At 67.2% G+C, this 19,202-nt stretch carries 16 protein-coding genes; 3 read left to right on the top strand and 13 right to left on the bottom strand.

Annotated elements, in window-relative coordinates; genetic code table 11:
• Positions 1 to 33: 33 nt before the first annotated feature.
• The 7 genes from O4H32_RS03130 to O4H32_RS03160 form a co-directional block, all read right to left on the bottom strand.
• Entirely contained in the window at positions 34 to 159 is a 126-nt protein-coding gene (locus O4H32_RS03130) for an MFS transporter small subunit (RefSeq protein ID WP_269356596.1), read from the bottom strand.
• Positions 160 to 168: 9 nt separating this feature from the next.
• Positions 169 to 1,575 (bottom strand): L-lactate MFS transporter, encoded by a 1,407-nt coding sequence (locus tag O4H32_RS03135; protein WP_269356598.1) that lies wholly within the window; start codon positions 1,573 to 1,575, stop codon positions 169 to 171.
• Positions 1,576 to 1,651: 76 nt separating this feature from the next.
• Complete coding sequence (locus tag O4H32_RS03140) at positions 1,652 to 1,918, bottom strand: formate dehydrogenase subunit delta (protein ID WP_269356599.1); 267 nt, start codon at positions 1,916 to 1,918, stop codon at positions 1,652 to 1,654.
• Positions 1,915 to 2,778, bottom strand: a complete 864-nt coding sequence (gene fdhD, locus O4H32_RS03145) for a formate dehydrogenase accessory sulfurtransferase FdhD (RefSeq protein WP_269356601.1) — start codon at positions 2,776 to 2,778, stop codon at positions 1,915 to 1,917. Before fdhD ends, O4H32_RS03140 begins: the two co-directional genes overlap by 4 nt.
• Before the next feature lie 10 nt (positions 2,779 to 2,788).
• Entirely contained in the window at positions 2,789 to 5,662 is a 2,874-nt protein-coding gene (gene fdhF, locus O4H32_RS03150) for a formate dehydrogenase subunit alpha (protein WP_269356603.1), read from the bottom strand.
• A gap of 10 nt (positions 5,663 to 5,672) precedes the next feature.
• Positions 5,673 to 7,232, bottom strand: a complete 1,560-nt coding sequence (locus O4H32_RS03155; protein WP_269356605.1) for a formate dehydrogenase beta subunit — start codon at positions 7,230 to 7,232, stop codon at positions 5,673 to 5,675.
• Positions 7,233 to 7,235: 3 nt separating this feature from the next.
• Positions 7,236 to 7,718, bottom strand: coding sequence for an NAD(P)H-dependent oxidoreductase subunit E (locus tag O4H32_RS03160; RefSeq protein WP_269356606.1), 483 nt, complete (start codon positions 7,716 to 7,718; stop codon positions 7,236 to 7,238).
• Positions 7,719 to 7,913: 195 nt separating this feature from the next.
• On the opposite strand from O4H32_RS03160, the gene O4H32_RS03165 reads away from it, so the two are divergent.
• On the top strand, positions 7,914 to 9,017 hold the full coding sequence (locus O4H32_RS03165) for a substrate-binding domain-containing protein (RefSeq protein WP_269356607.1): 1,104 nt from the start codon (positions 7,914 to 7,916) through the stop codon (positions 9,015 to 9,017).
• 18 nt (positions 9,018 to 9,035) lie between these two features.
• Here O4H32_RS03165 and O4H32_RS03170 read toward each other — a convergent pair whose 3' ends face one another.
• Positions 9,036 to 12,404: a DUF748 domain-containing protein gene (locus tag O4H32_RS03170; protein WP_407932595.1), complete on the bottom strand. Its 3,369-nt coding sequence runs from the start codon at positions 12,402 to 12,404 to the stop codon at positions 9,036 to 9,038.
• A gap of 60 nt (positions 12,405 to 12,464) precedes the next feature.
• Positions 12,465 to 13,514, bottom strand: coding sequence for an NAD(P)-dependent alcohol dehydrogenase (locus tag O4H32_RS03175; protein WP_269356611.1), 1,050 nt, complete (start codon positions 13,512 to 13,514; stop codon positions 12,465 to 12,467).
• A gap of 102 nt (positions 13,515 to 13,616) precedes the next feature.
• Here O4H32_RS03175 and queG point away from each other — a divergent pair, with 102 nt between their 5' ends.
• On the top strand, positions 13,617 to 14,702 hold the full coding sequence (gene queG / locus O4H32_RS03180; RefSeq protein ID WP_269356612.1) for a tRNA epoxyqueuosine(34) reductase QueG: 1,086 nt from the start codon (positions 13,617 to 13,619) through the stop codon (positions 14,700 to 14,702).
• Positions 14,703 to 14,784: 82 nt separating this feature from the next.
• Here the strand turns inward: queG and O4H32_RS03185 are convergent, their stop codons facing one another.
• Both O4H32_RS03185 and O4H32_RS03190 read right to left on the bottom strand, forming a co-directional pair.
• On the bottom strand, positions 14,785 to 15,369 hold the full coding sequence (locus O4H32_RS03185; RefSeq protein WP_269356613.1) for a pseudouridine synthase: 585 nt from the start codon (positions 15,367 to 15,369) through the stop codon (positions 14,785 to 14,787).
• Complete coding sequence (locus O4H32_RS03190; RefSeq protein ID WP_269356616.1) at positions 15,366 to 16,715, bottom strand: sensor domain-containing protein; 1,350 nt, start codon at positions 16,713 to 16,715, stop codon at positions 15,366 to 15,368. Before O4H32_RS03190 ends, O4H32_RS03185 begins: the two co-directional genes overlap by 4 nt.
• A 204-nt stretch (positions 16,716 to 16,919) precedes the next feature.
• Here O4H32_RS03190 and O4H32_RS03195 point away from each other — a divergent pair, with 204 nt between their 5' ends.
• Positions 16,920 to 17,684, top strand: a complete 765-nt coding sequence (locus tag O4H32_RS03195; RefSeq protein ID WP_331284269.1) for an EAL domain-containing protein — start codon at positions 16,920 to 16,922, stop codon at positions 17,682 to 17,684.
• A gap of 72 nt (positions 17,685 to 17,756) precedes the next feature.
• Here the strand turns inward: O4H32_RS03195 and ypfH are convergent, their stop codons facing one another.
• Both ypfH and O4H32_RS03205 read right to left on the bottom strand, forming a co-directional pair.
• The gene (gene ypfH / locus O4H32_RS03200; RefSeq protein WP_269356618.1) at positions 17,757 to 18,386 is read right to left on the bottom strand and encodes an esterase; all 630 of its coding nucleotides are present in this window, start codon (positions 18,384 to 18,386) and stop codon (positions 17,757 to 17,759) included.
• The gene (locus tag O4H32_RS03205; protein ID WP_269356619.1) at positions 18,379 to 19,194 is read right to left on the bottom strand and encodes a dioxygenase family protein; all 816 of its coding nucleotides are present in this window, start codon (positions 19,192 to 19,194) and stop codon (positions 18,379 to 18,381) included. Before O4H32_RS03205 ends, ypfH begins: the two co-directional genes overlap by 8 nt.
• Positions 19,195 to 19,202: the final 8 nt, after the last annotated feature.

Raw genomic sequence — 19,202 nt, forward strand, 5'->3', positions numbered from 1 at the left:
CGCCGGAGAGCGCCGGCTTCCCGCGTTTCCCGGCTAGTGGAACAAGGCGCTGGCCTTGAGCAGGGTTTCCCAGATGCCCAGCGCCAGCGGGACGCCGACGTAGAGCCAGAACAGGATGATCAGGGCGGGCGAGGGGGAGCGGGTCGTCGTCGTGGACATGGCGGTCTCCTATTTCTGGTGGGCCAGGCTGGCGCCCAGGGGCGTGTGGTCGCTCTCGGCGCTCATGTGGTGGTGCGCGGCGACCGGACGGACCAGCAGGTTGCAGATGAAGCCGACGACCAGCAGGCCGGCCATCAGGTACATCGTGACGGTGTAGGACTGGCCCGGCGGGACGCCGTGGTCGACCTGGTACTGGCGGATGTAGTTCACCAGCACGGGGCCCAGCACCCCGGCGGCCGCCCAGGCGGTCAGCAGACGGCCATGGATGCCGCCGACGTAGCGGGTGCCGAACAGGTCGGCCAGGTAGGCCGGGACGGTGGAGAAGCCGCCGCCGTACATCGAGATGATGATCGCGTAGAACAGCACGAACAGGGCGACGTTGCCCGAGGCGCCCATGCCGGGCACCAGGAAATAAAGCACGGCGCCCAGCACGAAGAAGATGCCATAGGTGGTCTTGCGTCCCAGGTAGTCCGACGTGCTGGACCAGAAAAAGCGCCCCAGCATGTTGGCCAGCGACAGCAGGCCGACGAAACCGGCCGCCGCGGCCGGCGTGATGGCGCCGCGGAAGCTTTCCTGGATCATCACCGAGGCCTGGCCCAGCACACCGATGCCGGCCGTCACGTTCAGGGTCAGCGCCCACCACAGCAGCCAGAACTGCGGTGTTTTCAGGGCCTGGTCGATGTGAACGTGGTTGCGCGAGATCATGGCCTTCTGTGTGGCCGGCGGTGTCCAGCCCTCGGGCTTCCAGCCAGGCGCCGGGATGCGGATGGCGCAGGCGCCGATCAGCATGGAAATGAAGTACAGCACGCCCATCACCATGAAGGTCGGGGCCACGCCCATGGAGTCCGGCGTGCGGAAGTGCTCCATCAGCGCCACCGACATCGGCGAGGCGATGAAGGCTCCGCCGCCGAAGCCCATGATGGCCATGCCGGTGGCCATGCCGCGCTTGTCCGGGAACCACTTGATCAGGGTCGAGACGGGCGAGACGTAGCCGATGCCCAGGCCGATGCCGCCCAGGACGCCGTAGCCCAGATACAGCAGCCACAGCTGATGGGTCGAGATCCCGATCGAGGACACGATGAACCCGCCGCCGAAACAGCAGGCCGCCACGAACATGGCTTTGCGCGGTCCGACCTCTTCGAGCCATTTGCCGGCGAAGGCGGCCGAGAGGCCGAGGAACAGGATGGCGAGACTGAAGATCCAGCCCAGGGCGGGCAGGCCCCAGTCGTCCGGCGCGGGCTGCTGGATGCCGATGAGTCTCGTCATCGGACCGTTGAACACCGAGAAGGCGTAGGCCTGGCCGATGCACAGGTGGACCGCCAGGGCGGCGGGCGGGATCATCCAGCGATTGAAGCCGGGCGGAGCGGTGATGCGTTCCTTGCTGAAAAATCCGTTCTGGGTTGCTTCCGTACTCATGGTGTCTCCTCCTGGGTCGAATGCCCGGTGTGTGTGTGTGCTGCCGAGGTCGGAAAAAGCAGGGGGCTGCGGAATGTCAGGCGGGGCTGGCGCCTTGCCTGGGATAGAGATGCTCACGGTGCCGGGCGATGGCTTCCAGACAGATGGGCGACAGGGCGGTATTGCCCCATTGCCCGTCCGGGTGCGCGCCGAGATAGTCCAGCAGCGCCCGCCGCATGCGCGGATCCCAGAAACGCCGGATGTGGTCGGCGATGCTGTCGATGCCGGCGGCACGGTCGGGCATGGCCTCGAAGAACAAGCCGATGCGGTTGGCCAGGCGGATCAGGTGTTCGATGTTGGTCACGTGCGGCTCCCGTCCAGGTCCATGTTCAGGTCATCGGGCCGGCTGTAGATCGTGCAGCGGCCGTCGCGCGCGAAGCCGGCCAGCATCATGGGGGCTTCCTGGGCCAGTCGCACGGCCAGGGTGGTGGGGGCGGAGACGGCGATCAGCGCCCGGATGCCGGCGGCATGGGCCTTCTGCACCATCTCGAAGCTGGCCCGGCTGGAAATCACGACGAATCCCCGGCCGCGGTCCACCGGTTCGCGCAGCAGGCGGCCGATGAGCTTGTCGAGCGCGTTGTGCCGCCCGACGTCTTCATAGGTCCAGGCCAGGCGGCCTTCGGCGTCGGCCCAGGCGGCCGCGTGGGTGGCGCCGGTCAGGTTGTGCAGCGGCTGGCGCTGGCGCAACTGCTCCAGCGCGGACTGGATGGCCCGGGCCGACCAGGGGTGTTCCGGGGCGTCCAGGGGCGGCAGGTCGCGGCGGATCTGCGCCAGGCTCTGCACGCCGCACAGGCCGCAGCTGGTGCTGCCCGCCAGGCTGCGCCGGCGCAGCTTGAGCGCGTGCAGCCGGGCGTTGACGATACTCAGGCGGACCACCAGGCCATCGGAGACGGACTCGACCTCCAGGTCCAGCACGTCGGCCGGGGACCGGATGATGCCTTCGGTGTAGGAAAAACCCAGGGCCAGCTCGGGGATGTGCAGCGGCGAGGCCAGCAGGGCCGCGTGCGCGATGCCGTTGTATTCCAGGGCGACCGCCTGTTCGCAGGCGATGGCGTCCTGCGTGGCCGTGGCCCGGCGATCGCCGACGCGCACGATGTCGCCCATCGCGAGGCCGGCGGATGGGTCGGGGAAGTCGGACAGGGGATCGAAGTCTGCGGGGTGCATGCGGGTCTCCTCAGGCGCCGGTGGACGCGGCCTGGGGCAGGCGGGTGTTCAGCAGTTCGTCCTGGCGCCGCTCGAAGGTCTCCCAGTCCCGTTGCCAGGCCGACGGCCCGGTGACTTTGCGCACCTGGACGGCCGTCACCTTGTATTCGGGGCAGTCCGTGGCCCAGTCGGTGTTGTCGGTGGTCAGGACGTTCGATCCGCACTCCGGGAAGTGGAAGGTGGTGTACACCACGCCGGGCTGGATCCGGTCGGTGACGGTGGCGCGCAGCACGGTTTCCCCCGCCCGGCTTTCGATGGCGACGCGGTCGCCCTCGACGATGCCCCGGTCCTCCGCGTCGTGGGGGTGGATCTCGAGGATGTCCTCGCTGTGCCAGGTATTGTTGGCGGTGCGCCGGGTCTGCACCCCGGCGTTGTATTGCGACAGGATCCGGCCCGTGGTCATCAGCAGCGGGAAGCGGCGCGTGGAGCGTTCGTCGGTCGGGACGTATTGCGTGATCATGAAGCGGCCCTTGCCGCGCACGAATTCGTCCACGTGCATGATGGGCGTGCCTTCGGGGGCCGCGTCGTTGCAGGGCCACTGGACGCTGCCGCCCAGGGCGGCGATGCGGCCGAAGGACACGCCGGCGAAGGTCGGCGTCAGCCGGGCGATCTCGTCCAGGATCTCGCCGGGATGGGCGTAGCGCATGGGGTAGCCCATGGCGTTGGACAGGGCGCAGGTGACCTCCCAGTCGGCCAGGCCGGCCTTGGGCGCCATGACCTGGCGCACCCGCGAGATCCGGCGTTCGGCGTTGGTGAAGGTGCCGTCCTTTTCGAGGAAGGACGAACCCGGCAGGAAGACATGCGCGTATTTGGCGGTCTCGTTCAGGAACATGTCCTGGACGATCACGCATTCCATGGCTTCCAGGGCCGCCACCACATGGCGGGTGTTGGGGTCGGACTGGGCGATGTCCTCGCCCTGGCAATACAGGCCCTTGAACGAGCCGCCATGGGCCGCGTCGAACATGTTGGGCAGCCGCAGGCCCGGCTCGGATTGCAGCGGGACGCCCCAGGCGCGCTCGAACTCGGCGCGCACCTTGTCGTCGGACACATGACGGTAGCCGGGGAACTCGTGCGGGAACGAACCCATGTCGCAGGAGCCCTGGACATTGTTTTGGCCGCGCAGGGGGTTGATGCCCACGCCTTCGCGGCCGATGTTGCCGGTGACCATGGCCAGGTTGGCGATGCACATGATGGCCGTGGAGCCCTGGCTGTGCTCGGTGACGCCCAGGCCGTAATAGATGGCGGCGTTGCCGCCGGTGGCGTATAGACGGGCTGCGCCGCGCAGGTCGGCCGCCGGCACGCCGGTGATCGATTCGGTGGCTTCGGGCGCGTGTTCCGGACGGCGGATGAATTGCATCCATTCATCGAAGGCCCGATCCTCGCAGCGGGCGCGGACGAAATCGTCGTTGACGAGGCCCTCGGTGACGATGACGTGGGCCATGGCGTTGAGCACGGCGACGTTGGTGCCCGGGCGCACCGGGAGATGGTAGTCGGCCTTCACGTGCGGCGCGTCCACCAGCTCGATGCGGCGCGGGTCGATCACGATCAGGCGCGCGCCCTGGCGCAGCCGGCGTTTCAGGCGCGAGGCGAAGACCGGATGGGCGGCGCTGGGGTTGGCGCCCAGCACCACGGCCACGTCCACGTGCATGACCGAGTCGAAGGTCTGGGTGCCGGCCGATTCGCCGATGGTGGTCTTCAGCCCGTAGCCGGTGGGGGAATGGCAGACCCGGCCGCAGGTGTCGACGTTGTTGTTGCCCATGGCCGCGCGCACCAGTTTCTGCACGAGGTAGGTTTCCTCGTTGGTGCAGCGCGACGAGGTGATGCCGCCGATCGAGTCCACGCCATACCGTGCCTGGATCCTGCGCAGTTCGGACGCGGCGTGGGCAAGCGCCTCTTCCCAGGAAACCTCGCGCCAGGGGTCGGTGATCTTCGCGCGGATCATGGGCTTGGTCAGGCGGTCGGCATGGGTGGCGTAGCCCCAGGCGAAGCGGCCCTTGACGCAGGAATGGCCGCGATTGGCCTTGCCGTCCTTCCAGGGCGTCATGCGGATCACCTGATCGCCCTTCATCTCGGCCTTGAAACCGCAACCGACGCCGCAGTAGGCGCAGGTGGTGATGACCGCGTGATCGGCCTGACCCTGGTCGATCACGGTGTTCTCGATCAGCGCCGAGGTCGGACAGGTCTGGACGCAGGCGCCGCAGGATACGCAGTCGCTCGCCAGAAAGCCGTCGTCCTGGCCGGCGATGATGCGCGAATCGAAACCGCGCGCCTGGACCGTGAGGGCGTAGGTGCCCTGGACGTCGTCGCAGGCCCGCACGCAGCGGCTGCACACGATGCACTTGGACGGATCGTAGGTGAAATAGGGGTTGGACGCGTCGATGGCGTCGTCGAGGTGGTTGGCGCCTTCGAGGCCGTAGCGCACGTTGCGCAGCCCCACCACGCCGGCCATGTCCTGCAGCTCGCAGTCGCCGTTGGCCGGACAGGTCAGGCAGTCCAGCGGATGGTCCGAGATGTAGAGTTCCATCACGTTGCGCCGCAGTGCGTGGAGCTTGCCGGTTTCGGTGCGGACCACCATGCCGTCCTCGACGGGCGTGGTACAGGATGCCGGGTGGCCCCGGCGGCCCTCGATTTCCACCAGGCACAGGCGGCAGGAGCCGAAGGCCTCGAGGTTGTCCGAGGCGCAGAGCCTGGGGATCTGGATGCCGGTCTCGGCGGCGGCGCGCATGATCGAGGTGCCGGCCGGGACGGTGACAGCCTGGCCGTCGATGGTCAGGGTGACGGTTTCGGTGGACGGGGACTCGGGCGTGCCCAGGTCGCGGTCGCGCTTGAGGACGGTTTCCAGCATGGCGGGCTCCTTAGGCGGTGTGCAGGGGCTGTTCGGCGGCGAGACCGAAGTCTTCGGGGAAATGGCGCAGGGCGGACAGCACGGGATAGGGCGTCATGCCGCCCAGCGCGCACAGCGATCCGGCCATCATCGTGTCGCACAGGTCGCGCAGGAGCTCTGCGCGGGCCTCGCGGTCCTGGCCGTCGCGGATCGCGCGGATGACCTCGGTGCCGCGCACCGAGCCGATGCGACAGGGCGTGCATTTGCCGCAGGATTCGATGGCGCAGAATTCCATGGCGTATTCGGCCAGGGCGGCCATGTCGGCGGTCTCGTCGAAGGCGACCACGCCGCCGTGACCCAGCATGGCGGAAATGGCCAGGAAGGCCTCGTAGTCCAGTGGCGTGTCCCACTGGGATTCGGGCAGGTAGGCGCCCAGCGGGCCGCCCACCTGGATCGCGCGCAGCGGCCGTCCCGAGGCGCTGCCGCCGCCGAAGTCGAACAACAGCTCGCGCAGCGTCAGGCCGAAGGCTTTTTCGACCAGACCGCCGTGGCGGATGTTGCCCGCCAGCTGGAAGGGCAGCGTGCCCCGGGAGCGGCCCATGCCGAAGTCGCGGTAGGCCTGCGCCCCACGGGCCAGGATGAAGGGCACCGTGGCCAGGGAAATCACGTTGTTGATGACGGTGGGGCAGCCGAACAGGCCGCGCACGGCGGGCAGCGGCGGCTTGGCGCGCACCAGGCCCCGGCGGCCTTCCAGGCTTTCGAGCAGCGAGGTCTCCTCGCCGCAGATGTAGGCGCCCGCGCCGCGCCGCAGTTCGATGTCGAAGGCGCGGCCGGAACCCTGGATGTCGTCGCCCAGCCAGCCGGCTGCGCGCGCCGCGCGCAGGGCGCCGGCCAGGATCCGTTCGGCCTGGGGATATTCGGAGCGGACGTAGAGATAGCCGCGCGTGGCGCCCACGGCCAGGCCGGCGATCGTCATGCCCTCGATCAGGGCGCAGGGATCGCCCTCCATCAGCATGCGATCGGAGAATGTGCCCGAGTCGCCTTCATCGGCGTTGCAGACGATGTATTTCTGCGCCCCCGGGGCTTGCAGCACCGTGCGCCATTTGACGCCGGTGGGGAAGGCGGCCCCGCCCCGGCCGCGCAGGCCGGATTCGGTGACGGCGTCGACGATCGCTCCGGGGTCCATGGCCAGTGCCTGGCGCAGCCCGGCGTAACCGCCGTGGGCTTCGTAGTCGGGAATGCTGAGCGGGTCGATCAGGCCGACCCGGGCGAAGGTCAGGCGTTCCTGCTTTTTCAGGAAAGGGATGTCTTCGGTCGGGCCGTGGCACAAGGGATGGACCGCCCCGTCCGTCCAGGCCGCGTCCAGGATGGAAGGGACGTCTTCCGGCGCGACGGGCCCGTAGGCGACCCGCCCGGAAGGCGTGGCGACCTCGACCAGCGGTTCGAGCCAGTGCAGGCCGCGCGAGCCGTTGCGCACGATGCGCAGGTCCAGGCCGCGTCGGGCCGCTTCCGCGTGGAAGGCGTCGGCCACGGCGTCGGCCCCCATGGCCAGCGCGGCGGTGTCCAGCGGGAGGTAGAGGATGCGTTCCATGGCTCAGGCCTCCCGCGCCGCGGCCAGCAGGGCGTCCAGTTTTTCAGGCGTGACGTGCGCGTGGGGACGCCCGTCGATCATGACGGCCGGAGACTGGGCGCACAGGCCCAGGCAGAACACCGGGGCCAGCGAGATTTCGCCGGTGTTCCCGGCGGCGACGCGCGCCCGGGCGTGTTCGTACAGGGCGCCGCCGCCACAGGCCTGACAGGATTCGGCGCGGCAGACCTCGAGTTGCGTGCGCGCGGGTGGCGCGGTACGGAAATGGCTGTAGAAGCTGATCACCCCATGGACCTCGGCGCGGGACCGTTGCAGGGCGGCGGCGATCTGCGGCACGGCCGTCTCGGGAATCCAGCCCAGGGCATCCTGCACGTCGTGCAGAATCGGCAACAGGGCGCCGGGTTGGCCGGCGTGCCGCGCCAGGATGTCCCGCACCAGCGGATCGGCATCATGCGGGGCTGCGTCGGCATCGGGCCGGATGATATCCATGGCTTCGTCTCCGGGCGCATGATCGGCGGGCATGCGCTTTAATAGGTTTATCTGTGCATATATGAATCAGTGCCGTTGATTGACTCTACTCTTGAAAATAATTTGATTTCAATAAGATAATAAAAACATATTTACCTCAGGGTCATATTTTTATATGTAATTTAATTCATATTAATAAGACTTCCAGGAGGAGACATGGCGGTTTATCGCTTCAAACCCCGTCTGCATTCGGAATGGGTGCTGGAAAAGCAATCCGGGGAAATACTGCCTATGGGCGACGTGTTGCGGCTGCTGGCCGCCGTTGACGAGCATGGTCATATCGCGGGGGCGTGTCAGGCGCGCGGCGTGTCCTATCGCCATGCCTGGGGCATCCTGCGCAAGGCCGAAGCCGAATTCCAGGCGCCCTTGATCGAAACGTCGCGGCGGCGCGGCTCGCGCCTGACCAGCTTCGCGCAACATCTGCTGTGGGCCAACCGGCGCATCGATGCGCGCCTGGCCCCGACTTTCGAGAGCCTGGCCTCCGAACTGCAGGAAGAGCTTCAGCGCCTGTATTCCGAGGAAATGTCCGTGCTGCGCCTGCATGCCAGCCACGGCTTCGCCGTCGAGGGTCTCATGCGTCTGGCCAACGGCCAGGACATGCTGCCGCTCGAACTGCGCTACCGTACCGGGATCGAGGCGCTGGCCTCGCTGGACCGGGGGGAATGCGATCTGGCCGGTTTCCAGGTGCCGGTCGCGGAATACGAGAAGCCGATCCTGCAACGCTACATGCGCTGGCTCGATCCGGACCGCATGCTGCTGTTGCATCTGGCGGAACGCAATACGGGGCTGTTCGTGCAACCCGGCAACCCGAAGCGCATCCTGTCGGCCAGCGACCTGGTGCGCCCGGATGTGCGCTTCGTGAACCGGCAGATCGGTTCCAGCACCCGTTTCCTGATCCATCTGATGCTGGAGCGCCTGGGCATCGATCCAAAAGACGTCATCGGTTTCGACAGCGGTGAATTCACGCACATGGCCATCGCCGCTCATATCGCCAGCGGCATGGCCGACGTCGGCATCGGCGTCGAGACCGCCGCCTGGCGATGCGGGCTGGAATTCGTGCCGCTGGCGCGGGAGCGTTATTTCTTCGGCATCAACAAGGAACTGGTCGGCACCCAGTCCCTGCAGCGGCTGCTGGACCTGATGAACGGGGACGCCTATCAGGAGTACGTGCGCAACCTGGTGGGCTACGATTGCAGCCTGCTGGGACAGGTCCAGACCCTGGAGCAGGCCTTCGGGCCGGCGTTCGCCTGTCGGCGCTGAGCGCAGGGGCCGCCGGACTCAGTGCAGCGAGAAATCCACGCGCGTGGCCGCGCCGCCGTCCTCGATCCCTTCGGCGTCGGGCTTGGGCGCCACGAGGAAGACCCGGTCGGCCAGTGCCGGCGCGGTCGCCATGATCTGCTCGTACACGGCTTGCGCGCGCGCCTCGGCCAGGGCTGCAAGGGGCTGTTTTCCCAGCGGGGCGGCGGCCAGCAGCAGGGCGTTCATCTGCTCGGGCGGCAACGATCTGGCGATGCCGATGGCGTTGCGCGGTTTGTTCTTGATCTTGGTGCCGTCGTAGGCGTCCTCCAGGTATCTGGCGCGGTCGGCGTCGGTCAGCTCGATGCCGGCGCCCGCCTGTCCGCCCCGCTTGCCGGCCGCCTTGGCCTTGGCCGCGCGGATCCGGCCGTCCACCCAGGCCTGGCGCAGCCCCGCTTCGTCGGCCCGCGGGTCTGCGCGGCCGATGATGTCCATCTTCAGTGCGGGCCGGTCGGTCAGCGCTTTGACCAGCGTGGTGATATTCGATTGCGCCGTTTCGTCGAGTGCGGCGCTGCCCGGCGCGAAATCGACGCGCGACAGGTCTTCCCCCCCGCCGAAGGCGGAGGCCAGCAGTTTGAAGGGCGCGGTCACCGCCTTGGCGATCGTGTTCACGATCACCTGCACGATGATGCCGCCCACCGAGAACTGCGGGTCGTCCAGGGAACCGGAGATCGGCAGGTTGATGTCGATGTTGCCGTTGGCGTCCTTCAGCAGGGCGACGGCCAGCAAGACGGGCAGTTTGAGCGCGTCGGGGCTGCCGGATGGTTTGCCGAAGGTGATCTGGTTGAGCAGCACCTGGTTGCCGGCCATCAGGGCGCGGTCCTTGATCTGATAGTGCAAGTCGACCGAAAGCTTGCCGCGTTCGATCGCGTAGCCGACGTACTTGGACGAGTACGTGGTGAACCGGGGCAGGTCCACGCCCTTGGCCGAAGCCTTCAGGTCCAGCGCCAGGTAGCGCGCGAAAGGCTGGACTGTGCCCGAGACGGAAAGCGGGGCGGTGCCGTAGACGCGGCCGGTGACGCGGACCTTGGCCGGCTTCGGCCGGGTCGAGGACACGGCCGTGAGCGTGCCTTCGATGGCGGACAGTTCGGCGCGGTAGTTGGGGCGCACGAAACGGTCATTGAATGTCATGCGGCCGTGCTTGAGGGTGACGCTGTCGATCGAGATGTCGGGCGCGGCGGGCGGGGGAGCGGACCTGCCCGCCTTCGCTTTCGCCTTCGAAGAAGCCGCGCTGCCCGCGCGTGCGCGCCGGGTCTGCGTGTCCTGGGTGATCGAGCCGGCGGCGGTGCCCTTGTCCACCAGGATGTCCATCACGTTCAGGCGCGCGTCGCTGTTGAGCAGGATGTTGCCGTAGAAATCGTCCAGCCGGATGTCCCCCAGCCCCAGGCCGAGCTTCGGCCCCGCCACGGAGACATGCATGTTGCTCAGGCCCAGGTGCTTCCAGTTCAGGAACGCGGCCTTGTTGACGCGGTCCTGGAGGTCCAGGCCGTCGACCTGGACCGCGCCGCGCCAGTCCGCCCGCAAGGCCTGTCCGTCTTGCGGCGCGGCGAATTCGGCCTTGCCGCGCGCACCCAGGGTCACGCTACGCACCGTGGCGTTCAGGCGGGACGCAATGTAGGGCGCCAGGGAAGCCGCGTCGAATTTCCTCAGGTCGACCGAGGTCTCGACCGTCAGCGGCCGCGCCGTCAGCGACCCGTCCAGCGCCAGTGTGCCGTGTGTCTGGATGCCTTCGGCCCGCAGGGTGAAATGCGTTGCCCTGTCATCCAGGCCCAGACGGTCGGCCGTCAGTGTCAGCGAGCCCAGGGACAGGTCCACGCCGGGCCGCGCGGACTCGTCGCGCGCCGCGAACTGGCTCAGGCCGAGATGAACATTGCGGGCCTCGGCCCGCTCACCGGCCACCACGACCAGGCCGGAGAGGCTCAGCCGGCCGTCCTTCAGCGCGATGGGCGCGACGTGGCGCACGGCCGCCGCGAACGGCGCCAGCGCCAGGTTTTCCAGGCTGACCTGCGCCTGGGCTGAGAGGGGGCGCAGCATGACCGGGGCCTGGACCCGCAGCGTGCCGCCGTCCAGGCTGTTGACCATGTTCAGCCTGGCCTGCATGGGCTGGTCGGGAGCCTGCGGCCAGGCGATGCGCTCGACCTCGGCGTTCAGACCGTCCAGCGGGTAGTCCAGGCCGCTGGGATCGTCGCGCAGATGCACGGAGCCGGCGTCGAGCCTGAAGGCGCCCAGGGTGATTTTCCAGGAGCTATCGGCGGTCGCGGTCTGTGCTTCGACGGCCTGCGGATTCGCGGGTGCGGGTTCCGTCAGCCTGGCGAAGCCCTCGGCCACGCGCTGCCAGTTCAGTTGCGTGGCGTCGCGGTGCGCTTCCACACGCGGTTTCGTCAGGGTCAGCGTGTCCATGGAGACCGTCCGCGCGCCCAGGTCGAGCGCCAGTCCCTCGGCTCTCAGGGCCTCCCAGGCCAGCAGCGGCGCTCCGGAAACCTCGGCCACGTCCAGCTGGCGCAGGCCCAGGGCGCCCTGCACGCGGATCCGTGGTGCAGCGCCCGGCGGCTGCTCGAATCGCACCTGCAGCCGGGAATCCAGCAGGGCGCTCTTGACCTTGACAGGCAAGGGCAGCGGCCAGAAGTCGGCCCATTTGTCGAGCGACACGCCGTCCAGCGTCACGTCCAGCGTGGACGTGGGCACCGCCTCGAATGGTCGCGCCGTGCCGCTCAGGTCGAAGGGACTGCCATTGATCCGCATGTGCACCGTGGGCTGCACGTCGATGTCGGTGGCGTAACCGAACGAGGAAATGAAAGGGATGCCCAGCGTGAGTTCGTCGATGGTCTGCTGACGGCCGGTGACCTGGTCGTCCAGGCGGATGACGCCCCCCGTCAACGACAGGTTGTTCAGGGAGAATCGCGGCGGCCCGTCATCATCCGGTTCGGATGCGGCGGATTGCCGGGCCGCGCGCACGGCCAGCCGGTCGACGATGTCGGAAAAATTGAAGCGTGCGGCTTCCTGTCGCACCAGAACGATCCGGGGCTGGTCGACGTATATCCTGTCGAGCACCGGCGCGAACAGCACGAGGGAGCGCCATGCCACGCGCAGGTCGAGTGCGCCCACCCGCAGCAGCGGTTGATCGGAACCGGGCTGCTCGACGACGATGTCCTGCGCGCGCAGTGCCAGCGTGAACGGATTGAAACGGATGTCGCCCACCTGGACCGGGCGGCCCAGCAGATCCGAGACGTCCTGGGTCAGCGCGCCGCGCACGGTTTTTGGCACCAGCCACGCGGCCAGGGCGGCCAGCACCAGCAGCGTCAGTCCGGTGCCCGCCAGGATCCGGATTGTCCGACGGCTGGGTGTCCACACTGGTATCCGCAATCGCATGGTATGCGCTCCCGGCTGGTTTGACTGGCGCGACGCCGCGGCTCAGCCCGCGAGCGATGCGCAGTCGATGACGAAGCGGTACTTCACGTCGCCCTGGAGCATCCGTTCGTAGGCTGCGTTGATCTGGTCGGCGCGAATCATCTCGATGTCGGCGACGATGCCGTGTTCGGCGCAGAAATCCAGCATTTCCTGCGTCTCGGGGATGCCGCCGATCATCGAGCCGGCCAGGCTGCGGCGCTTCATGATCAGATTGAACACAGTGGGCGAAGGATGCGGCGAGGCCGGCGCGCCCACCAGCGTCATCGTGCCGTCGCGCTTGAGCAGCGTGAAGAACGCGTCGAGGTCGTGCGGCGCCGCCACCGTGTTCAGGATGAAATCGAGGCGTTTGGCGTGCGCGGCCATCTCGTCGGCGTTGCGCGACACCACGACTTCGTGCGCGCCCAGTGCGCGGGCCGCCTCGCGCTTGGACTCCGAGGTCGTGAACGCCACCACGTGCGCGCCCATCGCATGCGCCAGCTTGATGCCCATGTGGCCCAGGCCGCCGATGCCGACCACGCCCACGGTGTGGCCCGGCCCCACCCGCCAGTGGCGCAGCGGCGAATAGGTGGTGATGCCCGCGCACAGCAGCGGCGCCACGGCGGCCAGTTGCGCCTCGGGATGTCGGACGCGCAGCACATAGCGCTCATGCACCACGATCTGCTGGGAATAGCCGCCCAGCGTGTGGCCGGGCGCGTCGGGCGTGGGGGCGTTGTAGGTGCCGATCATGTGATCGCAATAATTCTCCAGTCCGTCTTCGCAGTCGTCGCAGTGCTGGCAGCTATCGACGATGCAGCCCACGCCGACCAGGTCGCCGACCTGGTGACCCGACACGTGCGCGCCCACCGCCGAGACGCGGCCCACGATCTCGTGGCCCGGCACGCAGGGATAGCGGGTGCCCGCCCATTCGGCGCGCACCTGGTGCAGGTCCGAATGGCACACGCCGCAATAAGCGATGTCGATTTTCACGTCGTGCGCGCCCGGTGCGCGGCGGGCGATGTCGATGGGTTCGAGGGGGAGATTGCCCGCATGGGCGCCGTAGGCTTTGATGGTCATGGTCCTTTTCCTCGGTCAGGGTCGGTCTCTATTTTCGCGCGTGACGGGCGGAAATGGCGCGCGATTGCCATGGGCACGGAATGATTTCCCTATAATTTCCCGATGAGCGCGAACAGTCAATGGATCCACCAGATACGGGCCTGGGCCCAGGAACTGGGTTTCTCCGGGATCGGTGTCTCGGGGGTGGATCTGTCTTCGGCCGAACCGCGTCTGCTGCAATGGCTCGCCCAGGGTTATCACGGCGATCTGGACTATATGGAGCGGCATGGCCTCAAGCGCGCGCGGCCGGCCGAACTGGTGCCCGGCACGGTGAGCGTGATCACCGCGCGCATGCCGTATCTGCCGCGTGGCACCGAGCCCGGCTGGCAGGACCGTGAACTCGCGCGGCTGAACGATCCCGGCGAGGGCGTGGTGTCGCTCTATGCCCGTGGCCGCGACTATCACAAGGTCGTGCGCGCGCGCCTGCAAAAGCTCTGCGACCAGATCCAGGCGCTGGTCGGGCCGTTCGGCTATCGCGTCTTTTCCGATTCGGCGCCTGTGCTGGAAAAGGAGCTGGCCAGCCGCAGCGGCCTGGGCTGGCGCGGCAAGCATTCCCTGGTGCTCTCGCGCGATGCCGGGTCGATGTTCTTCCTGGGCGAGATCTTCGTGGACTTCGCGCTGGCGCCGACCGATCCGGTGAGCGCACATTGCGGCACCTGCACCGCCTGCATCGATGTCTGCCCCACGGGCGCCATCGTGGCACCCGGCGTGGTGGACGCGCGCCGCTGCATTTCCTATCTCACCATAGAGAACCACGGCCCCATTCCCGAGGCCCTGCGCCCGTTGATGGGCAATCACATCTACGGCTGCGACGATTGCCAGACGATCTGTCCCTGGAACAAGTACGCGCAGACCACGGAACTGCCCGATTTCGACGAGCGCGCGCCGCTGGTCGGCCGCCGGCTCGTCGAATTGTTCGCCTGGGACGAGGAGACATTCCTCAAGCGGACCGAGGGCGGGCCGGTCCGGCGCATCAATCACGAGCGCTGGCTGCGCAACATCGCCGTGGCGCTGGGCAATGCGCTGCGCGCAGCCGATCCGGCGCAGGCCGGGGAACTGCGCGCCGCTTTGCTCAGCCGCGTCGATCATGAAAGCGCCCTGGTGCGCGAGCATGTGACCTGGGCGCTGGCGCAGCGCATCGAAGACTGATCCACGGCCGGCCCGCCGGTCCGGACACCGCGCGACACTGTCCCCTGGCATCCGCCCGTGGGTTCCGTCGCGGTGGCGGCGCTCAAGGGGTGGCTTCGCACCACATGCCGGGCCGCAGGTCTTCGAGGCGCCAAGGCCCGATGCGCGTGCGCACCAGACGCAAGGTCGGCAGGCCCACGGCGGCGGTCATGCGCCGCACCTGGCGGTTGCGGCCTTCGCGGATGGTGATTTCCATCCATGCGGTCGGGATGCTCTTGCGGAAACGTACCGGCGGGTCGCGCGGCCAGAGCCGCGGGTCCGCCAGCAGGCGGGCCTGGGCGGGCAGGGTTGGACCGTCCTTCAGGTCCAGGCCGTCGCGCAGGCGTTGCAACTGGTGTTCGGCCGGCTCGCCTTCGACCTGTACCCAGTAGGTCTTTTCCATCTTGTGCCGTGGGTCGGCGATGCGGGCCTGCAGGCGGCCGTCGTCGGTCAGCAGGAGCAGGCCTTCGCTGTCGCGATCCAGCCGTCCGGCCGGGTAGACGCCCGGCACGTCGACGAAGTCCTTCAGCGTGGCGCGACCCTGGGTGTCGCTGAACTGGGTCAGCACGCCGAAGGGCTTGTTGAACAAGAGCAGGCGGGGGCGATCGGGTGGCGAGTGGGGCGTCCGGTGTGTGCTGGATGTGGTCACACGGGTTCTCCCGCCTTCCGCTTCCTTTTGCGCTTGGCCTGGTACATGGCCTGGTCGGCATGTTTGAGGAGTTGTTGCGGCAGCTCGCCGTGTTCGGGATAGTGCGCGATCCCGATGCTTGGCGCGATGTTCAGCGAGTGTCCGTCCAGTGAGAACGGATGGCGCATCGCGTCGCGGATCTTCGACGCGACCGTGGCGGCCTGTCCGGGACCGGGCACGCGCTGAAGAAGCACGACGAATTCATCGCCCCCAATGCGCGCGACCGTATCCGACTCTCGCACGCATTGTTTCAGACGGCGAGCGACTTCTTCCAGCAGCAGGTCGCCCACGCTATGGCCCAGGGTGTCGTTGACCGGCTTGAACCGGTCCAGGTCGAGATAAAGCACAGACAATCGTTCGCTTGCCCGGCGTGCCATGGACAGGGCCGTCGTGAGCCGGTCGTACAGCAGTCCGCGGTTGGGCAACCCGGTCAGTTGGTCGTATTGCGCCATATGTTGCAGTCGGGCCTGCATCCGCTGACTTTCTATGGCGGTGGCGATCTGGGCGGAGATGAACTGAAGCAGCGCCTGGTCTTTCTCGTTGTAGCGGGTGCCGTCCGGATAGCTCTTGAGCAACAGCACGCCGATGGTGCCATGATGCGATTTGAGCGGAACCCCCAGCAGGCAAAGCGGCCTCGGGCCGACCCGCATGCCAGGCTCATCGGTCATGCCGGTTTCCTGCGACAGCAGGAGCGGCTGCCCGCTCTGCAGGATCCGCGCGTACAGCGTTCCGGGCAGTGGTGCGCAGGGGCCGGGCGTGGCGTTGTATCGGTCCGCGTAATAGGGGAAGTCCAGCAATCCTGTTTCTTGATCGTAAAGCGCGACAGAAAAATTGTCTGCCGGAAGCAAAGTGCCGACGATCTGGTGGATGCGCTGAATCAGTGCGAGCAGGTCGCCGACCCTGTGCGTCGCTTCGGAGATCGCATAGAGGGAAGTCTGAACCAGCTCGGCGCGCTTGCGTTCGGTGATGTCCCGCGCCACGCCGATCCGCACCTGATCGGTGGGCGACCAGCGTGTCGTCCACATGAGGTCGACGATGCGTCCATCCTTGCGGACATAGCGATTTTCGAAGTGAAGCTGAGGGTGGCCGGCCATGATCATGTTGACCGACTGCCGGGTCCGCTCGCGGTCTTCCGGCACCATGAGGTCGAACATGTTCATGCCGATCATCTCGTCCGGGGTGTATCCGAAGATGCGTTCGCATGCCGCGCTGGCGAACACGACGTGTGCATCGACATCGACCGCGAACACCGCGTCCATGAGGAGGTCGATGAAGTTGGCGTCGGGCGTGTAGGTTTTTTTCCGCATGGGCGTGATGGGCCTGGCTCCAGGCGGCGGCCACGAGCCTCAGGGTCGTTCGGGTATCGGACAACGCGAACACTCGAATTCATTGTGCCAAAAAAAGAGCCTTCGTGGCGCCCGGATGGGTCAGCGGCCAGCATCGGATGCCAACCGATCTTTTTAAAGTTGAAGGAATGACGCACGCCAGGGGGGCTATAGTAGAATCCGGCAATGGTCACCCCTCAGAACTCGTCCATGGCGCCTTGCAAGTCCTGCCAGGACCGGCCGCCGCTGCCGATCGATTTCAGCATGGCGTTTCAGCCGATCGTGGACGTGCGCAGCCGCAAGGTATTCGCCTACGAAGCGTTGGTCCGGGGCCTGGATGGCCGTGGCGCGGCTGAAATCCTGGGCCAGGTGAACGACGAGATCCGCTACCAGTTCGACCAGGCCTGCCGCGTCAGCGCCGTCCGCCTGGCGGCCCAGTTGGGCGTGGACTGCGGCGTCAGCATCAATTTTTTGCCTAATGCGGTGTATGAGCCCGCCGCCTGTCTGCGCACCACGCTGGAAGCGGCGCGGCAATACCAGTTCCCCACCAATCACCTGATTTTCGAAATCACCGAAAACGAGCGTGTGGTGGATAAAGACCACCTCAAGCGCATCGTGCAGGAATACCGGCGCCGTGGTTTCAAAACCGCCATAGACGACTTCGGCGCAGGCTACTCGGGCCTGAATCTGCTGGCGGAGTTCCAGCCGGACATCATCAAGCTCGATATGGAGCTGGTGCGCGCCATCGACACCAACCCGGTGCGCCATGCCATCGTGCAAGGCATTCTGGGGGTGTGCCAGGCTTTGTCGATCGAGGTGATTGCGGAGGGCGTCGAAACGCTGGCTGAATACCGCACCCTGCGGGCTTTGGGTATCCATTATTTCCAGGGCTATCTGTTCGCCAAGCCGGCCTTTGAACAACTGCCCGCCATCAGCTGGCCTGAAGACTGAGTCACTCGCCTGCCGCAGTAGGTAGGCGCTGTCTGCAATGATCAGGCGCGCTGTCAAGGTGGCCCTTACGGTTCAGGGGTGCGAGCGGTCGAGATATCCGATCGCCAGCCGCAGCGCTCGCGCGTCGATGCCGTGACCCAGGCCTGGCAGCAAATCCAGCGTCACATCGCCGCCGGCAGCCTGCAGGGCCCGCGCGGCCTCCACCGAGGCGCGGGCGGGCACGACACCATCCTGCTCCCCATGGATCAAGTGAAACTTCAGGCCTGTCGGTGCGCGTCGGACTGCTTGGGCGAAGCGCCCTGCAAGGGCGACGACTCGCGCCGCAGGCGGCCGCTCGATTTGCGATGACTCGAGCGCCATGATGGCCCCTTGTGAAAAGCCGGCAAGCGTCGTGTCCCCGGCGCCGATCCCGCTGGCTTTCTGCCAATACGCGATGGACTCCTGAAACAGCGGCATTGCATCGGCAATGCGTTCGGGGCGGTTTTCTTCAGTGATCCCGACGACAGAGAACCATTCGCGGCCGCTGCCCAGCGTCGACGGATGGTGCCCGTCGACGCTCACGACGAAGGCGTCGGGCCTTGCGCGCGCGATCGCGCCACCGACGGGCGCGAAGTTGTCTGCCGAGGAGCCCAACCCATGGAACAGGAGCACCAGGTGCCTGGCCTGCGCCGGCGTGGCGATCACGATGGAGCCGTCATGCATGGGCGACCTCCTGGACTTGCAGTGTCACGCGTTGGCCAAACACATACGACTCCATCGCCAGCACCCCATGGCGGATACCGCCATCGAGCACCGTGGTCGGCGTCGGCGCGCCCGCCGCGCCAGCGGCAACCAGCAGCGGCAAGAAGTGTTCGGTCGTGGGGTGCGCACGGGCGGCGTGCGGCGCATCCCTCAGCGCCTGGGCGATCCGATGCATGTCGCCATGTACGACGGCATCGCGAACCCACAGCGAGAACTCACGGGCGTAGCCGGCCTCGTGGGCATCGCCCATGCGGAACTCGTACAGGTTGTGCGTGAGACTGCCGGAGCCGACGATCAGAACCCCCTCGGCGGCCAGAGGCGCGAGCGCCCGCCCCAGCGCGAGCGCTTTGGCCTCGTCCGTGTCGAAGGGAATGGAGACCTGCACGACCGGCACGTCGGCATCCGGGTACATGTGCAGCAGGGGAACCCAGGCACCGTGGTCCAGGCCGCGCCGCGAGTCCAGAGAGGCCGTGATTCCGCGAGGCGACAGGACTTGCTTTACCCGTGCCGCCAACTGCGGCGAGCCCGCCACCGGGTACTGAATCGCATACAGTGCACGCGGAAATCCGCCGAAGTCGTGAATAGTGTCAGGCTGGGCCGTGGCTGTGATCTCGACTGAGCGGGTCATCCAGTGCGGCGAGACCACGAGGATGGCCTGGGGCTTGTCCAGCGCCTGTCCCAGCGCGCGCAACTGGGCACCGGCGAGGCCGGGCTCGTTTGCGAACGTGGGTGCGCCGTGCGAGACGAAGACAGTGGGCAGCGTGGCCATGAGGCTCT

It is taken from the genome of Castellaniella denitrificans (assembly GCF_027214045.1).
In the GTDB taxonomy this organism is placed as follows: Bacteria; Pseudomonadota; Gammaproteobacteria; order Burkholderiales; family Burkholderiaceae_B; genus Castellaniella; species Castellaniella denitrificans_A.

Excerpts from the sequence above, each read along its gene's own strand:
- O4H32_RS03130 (WP_269356596.1), bottom strand. The coding sequence starts at position 159 with ATGTCCACGACGACGACCCGCTCCCCCTCGCCCGCCCTGATCATCCTG.
- O4H32_RS03135 (WP_269356598.1), bottom strand. The coding sequence starts at position 1,575 with ATGAGTACGGAAGCAACCCAGAACGGATTTTTCAGCAAGGAACGCATC.
- fdhD (WP_269356601.1), bottom strand. The coding sequence starts at position 2,778 with ATGCACCCCGCAGACTTCGATCCCCTGTCCGACTTCCCCGACCCATCC.
- fdhF (WP_269356603.1), bottom strand. The coding sequence starts at position 5,662 with ATGCTGGAAACCGTCCTCAAGCGCGACCGCGACCTGGGCACGCCCGAG.
- O4H32_RS03155 (WP_269356605.1), bottom strand. The coding sequence starts at position 7,232 with ATGGAACGCATCCTCTACCTCCCGCTGGACACCGCCGCGCTGGCCATG.
- O4H32_RS03160 (WP_269356606.1), bottom strand. The coding sequence starts at position 7,718 with ATGGATATCATCCGGCCCGATGCCGACGCAGCCCCGCATGATGCCGAT.
- O4H32_RS03165 (WP_269356607.1), top strand. The coding sequence starts at position 7,914 with ATGGCGGTTTATCGCTTCAAACCCCGTCTGCATTCGGAATGGGTGCTG.
- O4H32_RS03175 (WP_269356611.1), bottom strand. The coding sequence starts at position 13,514 with ATGACCATCAAAGCCTACGGCGCCCATGCGGGCAATCTCCCCCTCGAA.
- queG (WP_269356612.1), top strand. The coding sequence starts at position 13,617 with ATGAGCGCGAACAGTCAATGGATCCACCAGATACGGGCCTGGGCCCAG.
- O4H32_RS03190 (WP_269356616.1), bottom strand. The coding sequence starts at position 16,715 with ATGCGGAAAAAAACCTACACGCCCGACGCCAACTTCATCGACCTCCTC.
- O4H32_RS03195 (WP_331284269.1), top strand. The coding sequence starts at position 16,920 with ATGGTCACCCCTCAGAACTCGTCCATGGCGCCTTGCAAGTCCTGCCAG.
- ypfH (WP_269356618.1), bottom strand. The coding sequence starts at position 18,386 with ATGCATGACGGCTCCATCGTGATCGCCACGCCGGCGCAGGCCAGGCAC.
- O4H32_RS03205 (WP_269356619.1), bottom strand. The coding sequence starts at position 19,194 with ATGGCCACGCTGCCCACTGTCTTCGTCTCGCACGGCGCACCCACGTTC.